The organism is Salipiger mangrovisoli (assembly GCF_015223355.1).
Classification (GTDB): Bacteria; Pseudomonadota; Alphaproteobacteria; order Rhodobacterales; family Rhodobacteraceae; genus Salipiger; species Salipiger mangrovisoli.
Genome location: NZ_JADFFK010000003.1, coordinates 179,205 through 194,306, shown reverse-complemented (window position 1 = coordinate 194,306; position 15,102 = coordinate 179,205). Strand labels below are relative to the sequence as shown.

Here is a 15,102-nt window from a genome sequence, read left to right as displayed (position 1 = left end):
CCGGGTCAGTCGGGGAAATGGCTGACGACGATGAACATCACCGTGCCGATCAGCGTGACGGGGAAGGACCATGAATAGGCCCAGAGGACGAAAGGCTGCATCAGCATCACGACGCCGAGGCCGATGAGGATCGAGGCGGCCATCTCCCAGGGGCCGCGTACGAAGATGCGGCGTCCACTGGGGACGCTCTCGGCGGGCGTGGGGCTCTCGGGGGTCTGGCTGGACATGCTCATTTCCTGACGGCTCCGAAAGTGATCCCGCGCAGCAGGTGCTTGCGCAGCAGGATGGTGAAGACCATGACCGGCAGCAGGAAGAGCGTCGCCCCCGCCGCCACCGCGGGCCAGTCCTGCCCGGCGTTGCCGATGATCGTGGGGATGAAGGGCGGCGCGGTCTGCGCCGTGCCCGAGGTCAGCAGCACCGCGAAGGCGTATTCGTTCCACGCGAAGATCAGGCAGAAGATCGCGGTCGAGGCGATGCCGGTGGCCGCCTGCGGCAGCACCACCTTGGTGAAGGCCTGAAAGCGGGTGTAGCCGTCGATCAGCGCCGCCTCTTCGTATTCCTGCGGGATCTCGTCGATGAAGCCCTTCAGCAGCCAGACCGACAGCGACAGGTTCACAGCCGTGTAGAGCAGGATCATCCCGGCGTGGGTGTCCGACAGGCCGAGCGAGCGGAACATCAGGAAGATCGGGATCGCCACCGCGATGGGCGGCATCATCCGCGTCGAGAGGATGAAGAACATCAAATCGTCCTTCAGCGGCACCTTGAAGCGCGAGAAGGCATAGGCCGCGAGCGTGCCGAGAAAGACGCTGAGGAAGGTCGAGCCGAAGCCGATGATCACCGAGTTCATGAACCGCTCGCCGAAGCGCGATGGCCCCGCGATGGTCAGCCCCTTGGACTGCACGATGCGCTCGTACCAGGTCTCTGGCGGGTGGCTGGCGAAATACTCGGCGGTCTGGCGGGTCTGGGTGGTGAAGAGGTTCACGTAGCCCTCGAGCGAGGGGGCGAAGACCACCTTCGGCGGGTAGGCGATGGCATCGGCCGAAGACTTGAAGCCGGTGGCGATGATCCAGACAAGCGGCAGGATGGTGACGATGGCGTAGAACGCCACCAGCGCGCCCGCGACCCATTTCTGCCGCAGCGAGGGTTCGGTGATCGAATAGCCGCTCATCTTTCCTTCACCTTGTTCAGCGCCTTCACGTAGATCGAGGCGAGGCCGAAGACCGTGACGAAGAGGATGATCGCATAGGCCGAGGCATAGCCGGTGCGCCACTTCTCGAAAGCCTCGCGCTTGAGGTCGATGGAGGTCAGCGTGGTGGTGTTGCCGGGGCCGCCGCCGGTCAGCTGCACCACCAGGTCGAACATCTTGAAGTTCTCGATCCCCCGGAACAGCACGGCAAGCATCAGGAAGGGCAGCGTCATCGGCAGGGTGATGGTCCAGAACTGCCGCCACTTCGAGGCACGGTCGCATTCCGCCGCCTCGTAGATCGAGTCCGGGATCGACCGCAGCCCGGCGAGACAGATCAGCATGACGAAGGGCGTCCACATCCAGGTGTCGACGATGATGATCGCCCAAGGGGCCAGAGAGACGCTGCCGATCATCGAGAAGCTGGTGGGATCCGCGCCGGTGAAGAAGGCCACCACGTAGTTGAAGAGCCCGATCTGCGGCTGGTAGAGGAAGGTCCAGAAGTTGCCGACCACGGCAGGGGACAGCATCATCGGCAGCACGATGATCGTGGTCCAGAGATCGTTGCCCTTGAACTTGCGGTTGATCAACCACGCCAGCGAAAAGCCGATCAACACCTGCAGCACGATGGTCCAGCACAGGAAATGCGCCGTGGCCTGCATGGTCTGCCAGATGTCGCTGTCGGTCAGGATGCGGTCGTAGTTGCGCAGCCCGATCCATTCGACCTCGGCATTGGGGCGGTTGGCGCGGAAATTGGTGAAGCTGAGGCGGATCGTCCAGATCAGCGGGAAGATGTTCACCGCCAGCAGCAGGAAGATCGTCGGGGCGACGAAGCTCCAGGCGATGGCCCGGTCGGACAGGCCCTTGAACCTGCGTGCGAGGCCGGGCGGCGTCGCCTCGGCGGCGCGCGCGATGACGGAGTGGGACATGGGTCTGGTCTCTTCGCTGCGTTCGGCGGGGTGCGCGGAGCCGTCCTCGCGGCTGGCTCCGCGTTCGGGACCGCCCGTCCGCGGGTCTTGCGGCGGGCGGATGGTCACATCTTGCCTTCGTCTTCGAAGACCTCGGTCCAGTCCTCGACCAGCTTGTCGAGCGCCTCCTGCGCGGTGCCCTGACCGGCAACCACGTAGTTGTGCACCCGGTCCTGCATCGACAGCAGCAGCGAGGCGTAGGAGGGCTCGGCCCAGAAATCCTTCACGATCGCCATGGAGTCGAGGAAGGTCTGCGCGTAGGGCTGGCTGGTGGCGAAACCGGGATCCTCGACCACCGCCTTCAGCGCCGAGTAGCCGCCAAGCTCCCACCATTTCGACTGGACCTCGGGCTGGGCGAACCACTTGATGTATTCCAGCGCCGCATCCTGGCTGTCGGAGTAGGACACCACCGAGATCCCCTGCCCGCCGAGCTGGGCGAAGTGCCCGTCCGGACCCGCTGGGTTGGGGAAGTAGCCCGACTTGCCGCCGCCGACGTTCGGGTCGGCCTCGACCCCCGGCCAGATGAAGGCGAAGTTCATCTGCAGCGCCACCTGCCCCGACTTATAGGCGTCGATGTCCTCGGACATGTACCAATCGGACGAGCCCGGAGGTGTGCAGCAGTCGTAGAGCGCCTTGTAGAACTCGAGCCCCTTGGCGGCCTCGGGCGAGTTGACCACGCCCTCGAGCTTGTAGGGTTCCTCGGGCGTGCCATAGCTGAAGCCGTAGTTGTAGAGCGCGTTGGTCACCCCCATGGTGATGCCTTCCGAGCCGCGCTCGGTGTAGATTGCCGCGCCGTAGACCGTGGTGCCGTCGATGTCGCGGCCCTGGAAGAACTCGGCGATGTCCTTCAACTCGTCCAGCGTGTCGGGCGCCTTCAGCTCGCGGCCGTATTTTTCCTGGAACTCGGCCTGCAGTTCGGGCCGCTCGAACCAGTCCTTGCGGTAGGTCCAGCCGACCACGTCACCGAAGGCCGGCAGCGCCCAGTAGTTCGGCGTCCCCTTGGGCCACTCGGAATAGCCGGTGACCGTGGCCGGGATGAAATCATCCATGGTGATGCCGTTGGCGTCGAAGAAGTCGTTCAGCTTCACGTAGTGGCCCGCCTCGGCGCCGAGGCCGATCCACTGGCTGTCGCCGATCATCAGGTCGCAGAGCTGCCCGCCGGAGTTCAGCTCGTTCAGCATGCGGTCGGCGAAGTTGGGCCAGGGCACGAATTCGAAGGACATCTTGTGCCCCGACTTGGCCTCGAAGTCCTTCGACAGCTCGACCAGCGCATTGGCCGGATCCCAGGCCGCCCAGCACAGGGTAAGATCATCCGCCTGCGCCGCCCCCGCGAGGGCAAGCAAGGCAGTCGCGACCGCCGGAGCGGTGTATCGGATAGTCATTGGTGCATCCTCCCAGAGATAAGGCCGGGCTCCTCTTCCCGACTCGTTTATCTTTACCTAGGGTAAGTGAGGTACGTGCCTCAGATCAAACGAATTCTGAGGCACGTACCTCATCAAGGTTGCTTTCCATCTGAAAACACACAAGACTCGCAGCAAGATCACAGGCCCGAGTCCCCCATGCGCCCGACCACCAAAGACCTCGCCAAAGCTGCCGGCGTCAGCCTCGCGACCGTCGACCGCGTACTGAACGGGCGGCCGGGCGTACGCGAGAAAACCGTCAAGGCGGTCAACGAAGCAATTGAACGCATAGGCTTTGTCCGCAACCTGTCCGCCGCCAATCTGGCGCGCGGGCGGCGCTACCGCTTCCAGTTCCTGCTGCCCGAGGCAGGCGACGACTTCCTGACCACGCTGGTTGAACGGATCGAGGAATCGCGCGCCGCCTTCCTCTCCGAGTCGCTGGAGATCTCGATGCGCCGGGTGCTGTCGAACGACCCGCATATCACCGCCAAGGCGCTGGCCCGCGTCTTGCCGGCACAGGTCGACGGCGTGGCGATCATGGCGCCCGAAAGCCCGCAGGTGCGCGACGCCACCACCCGCCTGAAACAGCGCGGCGTCGAGGTGGTGCAGTTCATCACCGGCCAGCCGGGCCTTCGGCCGCTCGACTTCGTCGGGGTCGACAACAACTCGGCCGGAGCGACCGCAGGGCGGCTGATGGGCCGCTTCCTCGGCGAGCGAAAGGGCAAGATCCTTGTGGTCTCCGAAACGATGAACTCGCTCGACAGCGTCGAGCGGCGGCTCGGCTTCGATACCGTGCTGACCGCCGATTTCCCGAACCTCTCGGCCTTGCCGTCGCTCGAAACCTACGGCGATCGCACGCGCACTGAAAAGGTCATCGCCAATTCCTACGCCAACCACCCCGACATCATCGGCGCATACCTGATGAACTCCGAGGCGCGCCAGCCGCTGGAGGCGCTGTGCCACACGTCCGACCCGATGCAACAGGTCATCATCGCGCATGAGCGTACCGGCTACACCGAGGACAAGCTGCGCGTCGGCGCGCTCGACGCGGTGATCGCCCAGAACCCCGGCCACCTCGTGCGCAGCGCCATCCGGGTCCTCAAGGCGCGTACCGAGGGGCGTGAACCCCTCGCCTCGCAGGAGCGCATCCGGATCGAGATCTACATCAAGGAAAACCTCGGCCAGCTCTGAACACGCAGGCCGAGCCGCGCACCGGGCGCGATGCCGCCCTTACCGATTTCCCCAGGCAGCCACTGCCACGCGCCCTGCGTGTGCGGCGCGCCGATGAGACCCGCGGGGCGGGGTTGCGCAAGTCATGCATCCAATAGTATACACTGGCATACAATGCATCGAGACAGCCCCGATATCCTCGCTGTGGCCCCACGGCCCAAGCCTCCCGTCCTGCGCCGCCGCGCGCTGACCATTGCGCTTTCGGTCGCCGGAACGCTCGCATTTCTGCTGCTGTCGCTCCCCCTGCCCTTTCTCTTCGGCCCGATGTGTGCCTGCCTGATCGCCGCGCTCTTCGGCGCGCCACTGCTGGGGCTCGGGGTGATCTCCAAGGCGGCGCGGACGATCCTCGGCATCGCCGTCGGCGCCTCGATCACCCCCGAGGTGCTGGCGCGGCTGCCGCAGATGGCGGCCTCGGTCGCCTTCATCCCGCCCTATATCATCGCCATCGCACTGATTGGCGTCCCCTACTTCCACAAGATCTGCAAATACGACCTGCCCACCGCCTATTTCGCCGCCATGCCCGGCGGCTTGCAGGACATGCTGGCCTTTGGCCAGGACGCGGGGGCAAACGTGCGGGCACTGTCGCTGGCGCATGCGACACGGGTGCTGATCATCGTGACCGTCGCACCCCTGCTGATCGTCAAGGGCTTCGAGCTGCCCCTCGATCACCCGATGGGCGCGAGCGCCGCCGAAGTGCCGCTGACCGAGCTGGCGCTGATGGCCGCGGCCGGGCTGATCGGCTGGAAGGGCGGCGAACGCATCGGCCTCTTCGGCGCGACGATCATCGGCCCACTGATCCTGACTTCCGCGCTGTCGCTCGGCGGCTTCATCCATGCCCGCCCACCCGCAGAAGCCATCAAGACCGCGCAGTTCTTCATCGGCATGGGCATCGGCGTGGGCTATGTCGGCGTAACCCTGCACGAGCTGCGTCGCGACGTGCTCGCCGGGACGGTCTACGTGGCGATCCTCGCCCTGCTCGCGCTGCTGGTGACAGAAATCGTCGTGCAGCTCGGCTTCGCCGAACCGCTGGAGGGCTTCCTGTCCTTCGCGCCCGGCGGGCAGGCAGAGATGACCGTGCTCGGCATAATTGCCGGGGCGGACCTGGGGTTCATCGTGGTGCATCACCTGCTGCGGGTTCTTCTCGTCGTGGCCGGTGCGCCGCTGGCCGCGCGGTTCATAGGAATGAAGATCGGGACCGGAAAGTAGCGCAAGCCGCAGCTGCCGCATCAGAGGCAAGAGGCGCGGACCACCTCGGGGCGAGGTCCGACCAAGGTCGCCCGGGAACCCGCCGTGACCCCTGCCGCCCTTGCCCGCTTCGCCCGCGTGACGCCAGCCGCGGGCAGATCCCGCCGGGCAATGGGCCGTCGAGCCGATATCGTCCGAATGCCCGGCGCGCTCCGGCACGGCGCCAGCGGATCACCCCTCCGGAATTTCGCCCACGTTCGTTGGGACTTGGTAGCCACGCTGCACCGCGGGGCGCTCGCGCAGACGCCGATACCATGCCCGTACGTTTGGAAAATCGGCCAGGTTCACGCCATGCCACTCGTGGCGCGCCACCCAGGGCCAGCAGGCCATGTCGGCGATGGAATAGGCGCCCGCGATGTGCGTCCGCCCCTCAAGCTGCGCATCGAGCACCGCGTAGAGCCGCGTCACCTCTGCGCCGAAGCGCTTTTCGGCATAGGCCGACGTGCCGGGGTTGAAGTGCAGGAAATGATGCGCCTGCCCGAGCATCGGGCCAAACCCGCCCATCTGCCACATCAGCCAACCCATCACCTGCATGCGCGCAGCGGGCTCCTCGGGCAGGAAGGCACCATGTTTCTCGGCGAGGTACCAGAGGATGGCGCCGGATTCCATCAGCGCAAGCCCGGTCTCCCGATCGACAATCGCCGGGATCCGGCCATTTGGGTTGATCGCCAGAAACTCCGGCGCCTTCTGCGCGCCGGTCTGGATGTCGATCGGATGCACCTGGTAGTCCAGTCCAAGCTCTTCGAGCAGGATCGACACCTTGCGCCCGTTCGGGGTGGACCACGTGTAAAGATCGATCATGCCGGCTCCCTCTCCGCTTTGGCACCTGCTCCGCACTGCCCATCTAGGACGGCGCGCTGGCAAAAGCCGAGCCTTTTCGAGGGCTCGGCCCGACCCTCAGCCCTCCGAAACCTGCAATGCGGCCAGAACCTCTTCGGTGTGCTCCCCGAGCCGCGGCGCCGGCAACCGGGCCTCGCAGGGGGTGCGACTGAGCTTCACCGGGAACCCGAGCATCCGCACGGTGCCCCGGTCGTCGCCATGCGGCACGTCGATCGCCATCTCCTGCGCCTGGATCTGCGGATCGGCGAAGACTTCCTTCAGGGTCTGGATCTTGCCCGTCGGCACGCCGGCGCGGTTGAGCCGCAGGATCCAATTCTCGCGCGTGTCCTGCGACAGCGCCGCATCGAGGATCGCGTGCAGCTCCTCGCGCTGGCCAAAGCGCTTGTCATTGCTGTCGAACTGCGGGTCAGAAAGCAGGTCTGGCAGACCGATCTCGGCCAGCAGGCGCCCCAGCACCTGGTCGTTCGAGGCGGCGATGGCGATCTGCCCGTCCGCCGCGTTGTAAAGCCCGTAGGGCGCCACCAGAGGGTGATCGTTGCCGGTGCGCTGCGGGTTCTCGCCGGTGACGAAATGCTCGGAGGCGAGATAGGCCATCATGCTCAGCACGCCGTTGACCATCGAGGTCTCGACCGCCTGTCCCACCCCGTCGCGGTTGCGCCCGTGCAGCGCCGAGACGATGCCGAAAGCGGTGTAGAGCCCGGCCACGAGATCGGTCACTGGCTGTGCCGCGCGCAGCGGCGGCTCGCCTTCGGGGCCGTTGACGCTCATGAAACCGCTCATCGCCTGCGCGATGAAATCGAAGGCCGGACGGTCGGTGTAGGGGCCTGTCGAGCCGAAGCCGTTGACACTGGCCACCACCAGCCGGGGGTTGATCTCGTCAAGCCGCTCCGGCGGGAAGCCCATGCGCGCCAGCACGCCGGGGCGGAAATTCTCGACCAGCACGTCGGCGGTTTCCAGGAGCCGGGCCAGCGCGTCCCGCCCCGCGTCAGAATAGAGGTCGAGCACCACCGACTTCTTGTTGCGGTTGAAACCGGCGAAGTACCACGAGAAGCCATTCTTGTGGTGGCCCTGCCCGCGCACCGGATCGCCGCCGGGGCTCTCGATCTTGATGACCTCGGCGCCCATATCGCCAAGCAGCATCGAACAGAATGGCCCCGACAGCACACGGGTCAGGTCGATGACGCGGATGCCGTCGAGCGGCGGCTTCAGCTCGGCAGGGCTCATGCGCGGCTCCCGCTCGAAGAGCGTACCTCGTCGCGGCGATACTGGCGCAGGCGCGGACCGGCCTTCATGACCTGCCCTGGCAGCTTCTGCCCCAGCGCCGCCTCGGTGCGCTGCGCGACACCGATCAGCGCATCAAGTTCGATGCCGGTCTCGACCCCGCTTTCATGCAGCATGTAGACCAGATCCTCGGTGCAGGCATTGCCGGTCGCGCCGGGCGCGAAGGGGCAGCCGCCGATCCCGGCGACGCTGGCCTCGTAGCGGGTGATGCCCTCGAGCAGCCCGGCATAGGCGCAGGCGAGCCCCACGCCGCGAGTGTTGTGGAAATGCAGCGCGACATCGGCCTCGGGCACCTCGGCGGCCAGCGCGCGGCAGCGCTCCTGCACCAGCCGCGGCGTTGCCATGCCGGTGGTGTCGCCAAGCGTGATCTTGGTGATGCCGCTGCCCGCGTAGGCCCTGGCCACGTCCAGGATGTCCGACACCGGCACGTCGCCCTCGAAGGGGCAGCCGAAGGCGGTGGCGATGGCACCGTAGACGGCGACACCGGCCTCCTGCCCCATCCGCGCGATCTCGGCGGCGGCGGCGAGCGAAACGTCGCGGGCGCAGTTCACGTTGGCCTGGTTGTGGCTCTCGGAGGCCGAGAGGAACACCACCATGGCATCGACCCCGGCCTCGATGGCGCGGGCGGCCCCGCGGGCATTGGGCACCAGAGCGGTCAGCTCGGCGCCTCGGCTGCGGTCGATGGCCGCCATCACCTCGGCGGCATCGGCCATGTTGGGCACGGCGCGCGGCGCGACGAAGGAGGTGACCTCGAGCTGCGGCACGCCCGCGGCGATCAGTCCGTTGATCATCTCGATCTTCACATCGGTCGGCACCGGCACCGGCCAGGCCTGCAGCCCGTCACGGGGGCCGACATCCACAATGCGCACTCTCTCGGGGAATCCCTCCAGCGTGACCTGAGTCATGAGCCCTCCTCCAAAAGCTGTTGATGTGGTCTACCGAGGTGGTATACCACGGACGCAGGGAGGGTCAATGCAGGCCATGAGCACCGAGGAAACGGCGGAGAATGCGGCACTGCCGCAGGCAGAGCGTGCCTTGCAGGATATCCGAAGGGACATCCTGTCGATGGCTTTCGCGCCCGGAGAACCCGTGTCGGAACGCGCCCTGCAAGACCGCTACGGCATGTCGCGCACGCCGATCCGCGCGGCGCTGGCGTCGCTGATCGCCGAGGGGCTGGTCGACCGCGACCCGCGCGGCGGCTACGTGATCGCGCCCATCGACCTTCAGGAGATCCGCGACCTCTTCGAATTCCGCGAAGAGCTGGAAGACACCGCCGTACGGCTCGCCTGCCGCCGCGCCAAGCCAGAGGATCTGGCGGCACTGCGCACGACCATAGACCGCGGCCGCACCGATTTCCGCGTCGAGGACTGGTTGGCCTCGGGGCTCGACGTGCATGTCGAACTGGCGGCACTGTCCGGCAATCCCTTTCTGCGCGACGCGGTGCGCGCGGTGGTGGGGCGCGCGCTGCGGCTGCGCTGGCTGCTGGCCAGCGACGCGGCGCAACGCGATGCCGCCTGGAAGGAACATACCGAAATTCTCGACCTCGTCGCCGCCGGCGACGCGGACGAGGCGGCCCGCAAGGTCCGGCTGCACACCCGCGAGGTGCGCGACCAGATCCTGGCAGCCGTAGAAAGCGCGCGCCGGTTTCTCGGCACGCGGGGAGTCGTCGATCACAAGCGAGACCACGACGACGCACCTTGAGACGATCCGGGGACGGGAGACCCCGGCGACACGGGCCCATCGATGGACCAAAGGACGAAAGGGAGGAACCATGTCCTATACACGCAGCCTCATCACCGGGGCGATCCTCGCCACCGGCCTGACGGCGATCAGCGCCGTCACCGCCAGCGCCGCGGAATGCATCGCACCCGCCGATCCCGGCGGCGGCTGGGACTTCACCTGCCGCACCGTCGGCCGGCTGTTGACCGAACTGGGGCTCGAGGAGAGCACGGTGCAGGTCACCAACATGCCCGGCGGCGTCGGCGCCGTGGCCTTCGCCAACGTGGCGGGCAAGCGCGCCTCCGAGGGGGATCTGCTGGTCGCCACCTCGACCGTGGGTGTCACGCAGATCGCCCAGGGCAAATATCCGGGCGGCGTCGACGTGATGCGCTGGGTCGGCATGCTCGGCACCGATGTGGGCGTGATCACCGTCCCGGCGGATTCCGAATACGAGACCATCGGCGACCTGCTCGACGCATTGAAGGCCGATCCGACCTCGGTGCCGGTGGCGGGCTCGTCGGGTGCCGGCGGCTGGGACCACATCCGCCTGCTGATGCTGGCCGATGCCGCGGGCATGCCCGGCGACGACTACAAGGCCATCCGCTGGGTGCAGTTCGACGGCGGCAGCCCCGCCGTGACGCAGATGCTCGGCGGCCAGGTCGGCGCGGTGTCGACCGACCTCGGCGAGATCGCCGGCTTCGTGGAATCGGGCGACATCAAGATCCTCGCGGCGCTGTCGGACGAGCCGATCCCGGCCTTCCCCGACGCCCCCACCGCCAAGGATCAGGGCTATGACGTGACCGGCTACAACTGGCGCGGCTTCTACACCGGCGGCGACGTCTCGGACGAGGACTACCAGGCCTGGGTGGACGAGCTGAAATCGCTCTTCGACACCCCCGAGTGGAAGGAAGCGGCCGAGGGCAACGGGCTGATCACCGTCTGGCGCGGCGGCGAGGAATTCGAGGCCTATGTCGCCGATCAGGCCAAGCAGATGGAAGAGATCTCGCGCAGCATCGGGGTCATCCAATGATCGACCGCATCGTCGGGACCGTGGTCTTTGTGATCTCGGTCTCGGCCTTCTGGGTCGCACGCGGTTACGAGGCGGGTTTCGGGGATCCCCTGGGCCCCGCCGTCTTTCCGCAGATGGTCGCCGCTTTGGCGGCCATCCTCAGCCTCGGGCTGATCCTGCGCCCCGACCCGAACCCAAAGGCCCAGTCGCGGCCGGCGCTGACCCGGCAGATCGCCACGCTGGCGGTGCTGGCGGGCTATGTGCTGCTGCTCGAACCGCTCGGCTTCCCGCTCTCCACGACGCTCGGCACCGCCTGCCTCGCGCTGCTCTTCGGTGCCGGCCCGGCCAAGGCGGGGCTGACCGGGGCGGCCGTGGGCGTGTCGCTCTTCGTCATCTTCGACAAGGTGCTGGGGCTGCCCTTGCCCTTCGCTCCCGCGCTCTTCGGCTAACGAGACCTCATGGATATCCTGACCTCCCTCATCGGCGGCTTCGCCGTTGCCGTGACGCCGCTCAACCTCGCGCTCGCGGTCTTCGGCTGCTTCGCCGGCACGCTGATCGGCGCGCTGCCCGGCCTTGGGCCGGTGAACGGCGTGGCGATCCTCATCCCCGTCGCCTTCGCCATGAAGCTCGAGCCCGGCTCGGCGCTGATCATGCTGTCGTGCATCTACTACGGCTGCATGTACGGCGGGCGGATCAGCTCGATCATGCTCAACATTCCCGGCGACGAGCCCGCGATCATGACCACGCTCGACGGCTACCCGATGGCCCGCAAGGGGCAGGCCGCGAAGGCGCTCGGGATCTCGGCCGTGGCCTCGTTCACCGGCGCGACCCTGGCCACGCTGGGCCTCACCTTCTTCGCCCCGCTGCTCGCCAAGGCGGCGATCCACTTCGGCCCGGCGGACTATTTCGCGCTCTATGTCATGGCCTTCGCCACGATCGGCGGCGTCACCGGGGTGAACCCGTTCAAGACCCTGCTCGCGGCGGTGCTCGGCCTGCTTCTGGCCAGCGTCGGACTTGATCCGGCCACCGGCACGGCGCGCTTCACCTTCGGGTCCTACCACCTCTACGACGGGTTCGACCCGATCGTGGCCATCGTCGGCCTGTTCGCGGTCAGCGAGATCATCATGTATTTCGAGAGCCACGCCACCTCGGGCGCGGGGCCCGCCAAGCTTGGCCGCGCCCTGCCCCGGTTGCGCGAGGTCTTCGAGGGCTTCCCCGCGGCGCTGCGCGGCTCGGTGATCGGCTTTGTCTGCGGCGTGCTGCCGGGGGCCGGCGCCTCTCTTGGTGCCTTCGTCTCCTACAGCACGGAAAAGCAGATCAGCGACAAGAAGGGCACCTTCGGCACCGGCGATCCGCGCGGCATCGCCGCACCGGAAGCGGGCAACAACGCCGCCTCTGGCGGCGCGCTGATCCCGATGCTGACGCTTGGCGTGCCCGGCTCGGGCACCACGGCGGTGATGCTGGCGCTGCTCGTCTCGCTCAACATCCAGCCCGGCCCGCTGCTGTTCGAGCGCCAGCCGGATCTGGTCTGGGGGCTGATCGCGGCGCTTTACCTCGCCAACCTCGTGCTCCTGCTGCTCAACGTGCCGATGGTCGGCATCTTCACCCGCCTGCTGTCGCTGCCGCAGTGGCTGCTGATGCCGATCGTCGTCATGGTCAGCTTCATCGGCATCTACTCGATCAGCCATTCCAGCTTCGACCTCTTCGTGATGATCGGCTTCGGCCTGCTCGGCTACGCGCTGCGCAAGTTCGAAATCTCTCTGGTGCCGGTGGTGCTGGGGCTGCTGCTTGGCGCCGACATGGAGAACAACCTGCGCCGGGCGCTGTCGATCTCGGGCGGAGACTTCGGCGTCCTGCTGCAGAGCCCGATCGCGCTGGTGATCTATGGATTCACCGCGTTGATGCTGCTCTTCTCCTTCGGCATCGCCATGCGCCGCCGGACCGCGCCGCTGGAGGACTGATTCCGCCGCGGCAAGGGCCACGCACCTCGGTGACGCGGGGCACGCGGGCACCCTTGCGCGTGCTCAGACAGGCCCCGTCTTCGGACGGAGGGAGAGTGCCCCCTCCCGACGCCTGTCGAGGCTTTCACCCGGAGCGGGGCTGCGGCAATCTGGGATGTCCCGGTTTCGGACCGGGGCATCTCGCCGGTCACCGGCCTGCCCTTCGACCGGGCACGTCGGCACCAAGCACCCGGTTTCATAGGAGGGCCGCTGTGAAGGTTCATGTTCTCGACGATTGGTACGATTGCCTGCGCGGTCTGCCCTCTTTCGCCTCGCTTAACGACCATGAGGTCACCGTCTGGACCGACCGTGCCCCGGATGCGGCCACGCAGGCCGCGCGCCTGAAGGGGGCCGAGGCGGTGGTCCTGTTCCGCGACCGCACTGCCATCACTCCCGAGCTTGCCGGGGCGCTGGAAGGCGTGAAGCTGATCGCCATGCGCGGGCAGCACACCCATGTCGATGCCGAGGCATTGAGCCGCGCCGGCGTGCTGTTCTGCTCGAAGATGAGCAAGGACGGCCCCTCCACCTCGACCGCCGAACTGACCTTCGGCCTGATCATCGCGGCGCTGCGCCACCTGCCCGAGCAGATTGCCTCCGCGCGCGCCGGCGCCTGGCAGGGTGACGCGCCGCTCGGGCGCAACGTGGCGGGCAAGACGCTGGGCCTCTACGGCTATGGCGGCATCGCGACGGTCGTGGCGGGCTTCGGCCGCGCGTTCGGAATGCGCGTGCAGGCCTGGGGCTCCGAACACAGCCGGGCGCGCGCCGATGCCGACGGCCTGAGCGTGCCCGAGAGCCGCGAGGCCTTCTTTGCCGGCTCGGACGTGGTGTCGATCCACAAGCGACTGCTGCCGGAGACGCGGGGCGAAATCACCGCGAGCGACCTCATGGCGATGCAGCCGAACGCGGTGCTGGTGAACACGTCGCGCGCGGGGCTCATCGCGCCGGGCGCGCTGCTCGCCGCGCTCGAGGCAGGCCGCATCGGCCGCGCCGCGCTGGACGTCTTCCCCGGCGAGCCGGTCACCGATCCCGCCGATCCGCTGCTCTCACATCCACGCGTCATGCCCACGCCACACGTGGGCTTCGTCACCGCCGAGGAACTCGACAAGCAGTTCGGCGAGATCTACGCGCTCATCAACGCCTATGCTGCCGGCGCGCCGGTCGAGATGATCAATCCCGAGGTCTGGGCGGCGGATCACAGCTGAACCCGTCATGTGCCGGACGGCCCGACGCGACGCCCCATGGGGGCTCGGGCCGCGCCGCAGGCGCCTTGCCGCTGGCGTATTTCGGCGGGACGGTCGGCGCGCCTGCCGCCAGCGCCAGACAAGTGTTCCGCCTCCCTTGTCCTCCGCCGCGATGGGTGAGAGCCTGTCCCCAACCCTCAAGAGCAAGCCCGCGATGATCCCACCCCTGTTGCTGCCCGATGGCATGGCCGACGCGGTCTTTGCCCTGCTCATCGGTACGAGCTTCGCCGCCTCCTTCATCACCGTGGCCTTCGGCATCGGCGGTGGCGGCATCCTGCTGGCGGTCATGGCGACTTTGGTGCCCCCGGCGGCGCTCATCCCGACCCACGGGGTGATCCAGATCGGCTCGAACATCGGGCGAGCCGCGCTGACCTTCCGCCATATCTACTGGCCAGCACTCCCGGCATTCGCCCTGGGATCGGCGATCGGAGCCGCGGCGGGCGGGGCCATCGCGGTGACCCTGCCGCCGGCGATCATGCAGATCGGCATCGGGGCCTTCGTCATCTACACGGTGTTTGCAAAGCCGCCGAGAGGGCTGCGCGACTGGCCCGCCCTCGTGGGCGTGGTCTCAAGTTTCCTGACCATGTTCTTCGGCGCGACGGGACTCTTCGTCGCCACGTTCACCAAGTCGCACCAATTGCCGCGCCATTCGCACGTCGCGACCCATGCCGCGCTGATGACCGTGCAGCACGGGGTCAAGACCATTGCCTTCGGGCTTCTGGGCTTTGCCTTCGCGCATTGGTGGGCCTTTATCCTTGCCATGATCGCAGCCGGGTTCCTCGGCACCATGACCGGCAGGCTCGTCCTCAACCGCATTGACGACCGGCGCTTCCGCCTGGCGCTCGACAACATCCTGATCCTGCTGGCGCTGCGCCTGATATATGCCGGGCTGAGCGCGCTGCTGGGCTGAACACCGCCCCAGGCGCGCCGGGACCCGCTCGCGGTCCGTCCGCCGGCGAGGCGGGGGATGAGCGCATCGTGGCCCG

15 protein-coding genes are annotated in these 15,102 nt (G+C 67.3%); 8 read left to right on the top strand and 7 right to left on the bottom strand.

Annotation, left to right across the window (positions count from 1 at the left end; translation table 11 throughout):
- Positions 1–5: 5 nt before the first annotated feature.
- From IQ782_RS05925 to IQ782_RS05910, 4 genes are all read right to left on the bottom strand, one after another.
- Positions 6–227: a hypothetical protein gene (locus tag IQ782_RS05925; protein WP_194133808.1), complete on the bottom strand. Its 222-nt coding sequence runs from the start codon at positions 225–227 to the stop codon at positions 6–8.
- A 2-nt stretch (positions 228–229) separates the two neighbouring features.
- Entirely contained in the window at positions 230–1,168 is a 939-nt protein-coding gene (locus tag IQ782_RS05920; RefSeq protein WP_194133698.1) for a carbohydrate ABC transporter permease, read from the bottom strand.
- Positions 1,165–2,112, bottom strand: a complete 948-nt coding sequence (locus IQ782_RS05915) for a carbohydrate ABC transporter permease (protein ID WP_194133697.1) — start codon at positions 2,110–2,112, stop codon at positions 1,165–1,167. The genes IQ782_RS05920 and IQ782_RS05915 overlap by 4 nt, the downstream gene beginning before the upstream one ends.
- A 104-nt stretch (positions 2,113–2,216) precedes the next feature.
- Positions 2,217–3,533: an ABC transporter substrate-binding protein gene (locus tag IQ782_RS05910; RefSeq protein WP_194133696.1), complete on the bottom strand. Its 1,317-nt coding sequence runs from the start codon at positions 3,531–3,533 to the stop codon at positions 2,217–2,219.
- 177 nt (positions 3,534–3,710) lie between these two features.
- Between IQ782_RS05910 and IQ782_RS05905 the strand changes: the two genes are divergently transcribed.
- Positions 3,711–4,742 (top strand): LacI family DNA-binding transcriptional regulator, encoded by a 1,032-nt coding sequence (locus IQ782_RS05905; protein WP_194133695.1) that lies wholly within the window; start codon positions 3,711–3,713, stop codon positions 4,740–4,742.
- Between the two features lie 183 nt (positions 4,743–4,925).
- Positions 4,926–5,987 (top strand): AbrB family transcriptional regulator, encoded by a 1,062-nt coding sequence (locus IQ782_RS05900; protein ID WP_338092556.1) that lies wholly within the window; start codon positions 4,926–4,928, stop codon positions 5,985–5,987.
- Positions 5,988–6,197: 210 nt separating this feature from the next.
- Here the strand turns inward: IQ782_RS05900 and IQ782_RS05895 are convergent, their stop codons facing one another.
- From IQ782_RS05895 to IQ782_RS05885, 3 genes are all read right to left on the bottom strand, one after another.
- Entirely contained in the window at positions 6,198–6,827 is a 630-nt protein-coding gene (locus IQ782_RS05895; RefSeq protein ID WP_194133693.1) for a glutathione S-transferase family protein, read from the bottom strand.
- Between the two features lie 96 nt (positions 6,828–6,923).
- On the bottom strand, positions 6,924–8,090 hold the full coding sequence (locus tag IQ782_RS05890; RefSeq protein WP_194133692.1) for a CaiB/BaiF CoA transferase family protein: 1,167 nt from the start codon (positions 8,088–8,090) through the stop codon (positions 6,924–6,926).
- Positions 8,087–9,052 (bottom strand): hydroxymethylglutaryl-CoA lyase, encoded by a 966-nt coding sequence (locus IQ782_RS05885; protein WP_194133691.1) that lies wholly within the window; start codon positions 9,050–9,052, stop codon positions 8,087–8,089. The genes IQ782_RS05890 and IQ782_RS05885 overlap by 4 nt, the downstream gene beginning before the upstream one ends.
- A 67-nt stretch (positions 9,053–9,119) precedes the next feature.
- Between IQ782_RS05885 and IQ782_RS05880 the strand changes: the two genes are divergently transcribed.
- The 6 genes from IQ782_RS05880 (at position 9,120) to IQ782_RS05855 (ending at position 15,026) form a co-directional block, all read left to right on the top strand.
- Positions 9,120–9,848, top strand: coding sequence for a GntR family transcriptional regulator (locus tag IQ782_RS05880; protein WP_194133690.1), 729 nt, complete (start codon positions 9,120–9,122; stop codon positions 9,846–9,848).
- 70 nt (positions 9,849–9,918) lie between these two features.
- Positions 9,919–10,896, top strand: a complete 978-nt coding sequence (locus tag IQ782_RS05875) for a Bug family tripartite tricarboxylate transporter substrate binding protein (protein ID WP_194133689.1) — start codon at positions 9,919–9,921, stop codon at positions 10,894–10,896.
- Complete coding sequence (locus tag IQ782_RS05870) at positions 10,893–11,324, top strand: tripartite tricarboxylate transporter TctB family protein (RefSeq protein WP_194133688.1); 432 nt, start codon at positions 10,893–10,895, stop codon at positions 11,322–11,324. Before IQ782_RS05875 ends, IQ782_RS05870 begins: the two co-directional genes overlap by 4 nt.
- 9 nt (positions 11,325–11,333) lie before the next feature.
- A complete protein-coding gene (locus IQ782_RS05865; RefSeq protein WP_194133687.1) occupies positions 11,334–12,836 on the top strand; it encodes a tripartite tricarboxylate transporter permease in 1,503 nt (500 codons plus the stop codon).
- A 251-nt stretch (positions 12,837–13,087) separates the two neighbouring features.
- Entirely contained in the window at positions 13,088–14,077 is a 990-nt protein-coding gene (locus tag IQ782_RS05860) for an NAD(P)-dependent oxidoreductase (RefSeq protein ID WP_194133686.1), read from the top strand.
- Between the two features lie 193 nt (positions 14,078–14,270).
- Positions 14,271–15,026, top strand: coding sequence for a TSUP family transporter (locus IQ782_RS05855; protein WP_194133685.1), 756 nt, complete (start codon positions 14,271–14,273; stop codon positions 15,024–15,026).
- Positions 15,027–15,102 lie beyond the last annotated feature (76 nt).

Excerpts from the sequence above, each read along its gene's own strand:
- IQ782_RS05915 (WP_194133697.1), bottom strand. The coding sequence starts at position 2,112 with ATGTCCCACTCCGTCATCGCGCGCGCCGCCGAGGCGACGCCGCCCGGC.
- IQ782_RS05895 (WP_194133693.1), bottom strand. The coding sequence starts at position 6,827 with ATGATCGATCTTTACACGTGGTCCACCCCGAACGGGCGCAAGGTGTCG.
- IQ782_RS05855 (WP_194133685.1), top strand. The coding sequence starts at position 14,271 with ATGATCCCACCCCTGTTGCTGCCCGATGGCATGGCCGACGCGGTCTTT.
- IQ782_RS05880 (WP_194133690.1), top strand. The coding sequence starts at position 9,120 with ATGCAGGCCATGAGCACCGAGGAAACGGCGGAGAATGCGGCACTGCCG.
- IQ782_RS05885 (WP_194133691.1), bottom strand. The coding sequence starts at position 9,052 with ATGACTCAGGTCACGCTGGAGGGATTCCCCGAGAGAGTGCGCATTGTG.
- IQ782_RS05905 (WP_194133695.1), top strand. The coding sequence starts at position 3,711 with ATGCGCCCGACCACCAAAGACCTCGCCAAAGCTGCCGGCGTCAGCCTC.
- IQ782_RS05875 (WP_194133689.1), top strand. The coding sequence starts at position 9,919 with ATGTCCTATACACGCAGCCTCATCACCGGGGCGATCCTCGCCACCGGC.
- IQ782_RS05865 (WP_194133687.1), top strand. The coding sequence starts at position 11,334 with ATGGATATCCTGACCTCCCTCATCGGCGGCTTCGCCGTTGCCGTGACG.
- IQ782_RS05925 (WP_194133808.1), bottom strand. The coding sequence starts at position 227 with ATGTCCAGCCAGACCCCCGAGAGCCCCACGCCCGCCGAGAGCGTCCCC.
- IQ782_RS05870 (WP_194133688.1), top strand. The coding sequence starts at position 10,893 with ATGATCGACCGCATCGTCGGGACCGTGGTCTTTGTGATCTCGGTCTCG.
- IQ782_RS05920 (WP_194133698.1), bottom strand. The coding sequence starts at position 1,168 with ATGAGCGGCTATTCGATCACCGAACCCTCGCTGCGGCAGAAATGGGTC.
- IQ782_RS05910 (WP_194133696.1), bottom strand. The coding sequence starts at position 3,533 with ATGACTATCCGATACACCGCTCCGGCGGTCGCGACTGCCTTGCTTGCC.
- IQ782_RS05890 (WP_194133692.1), bottom strand. The coding sequence starts at position 8,090 with ATGAGCCCTGCCGAGCTGAAGCCGCCGCTCGACGGCATCCGCGTCATC.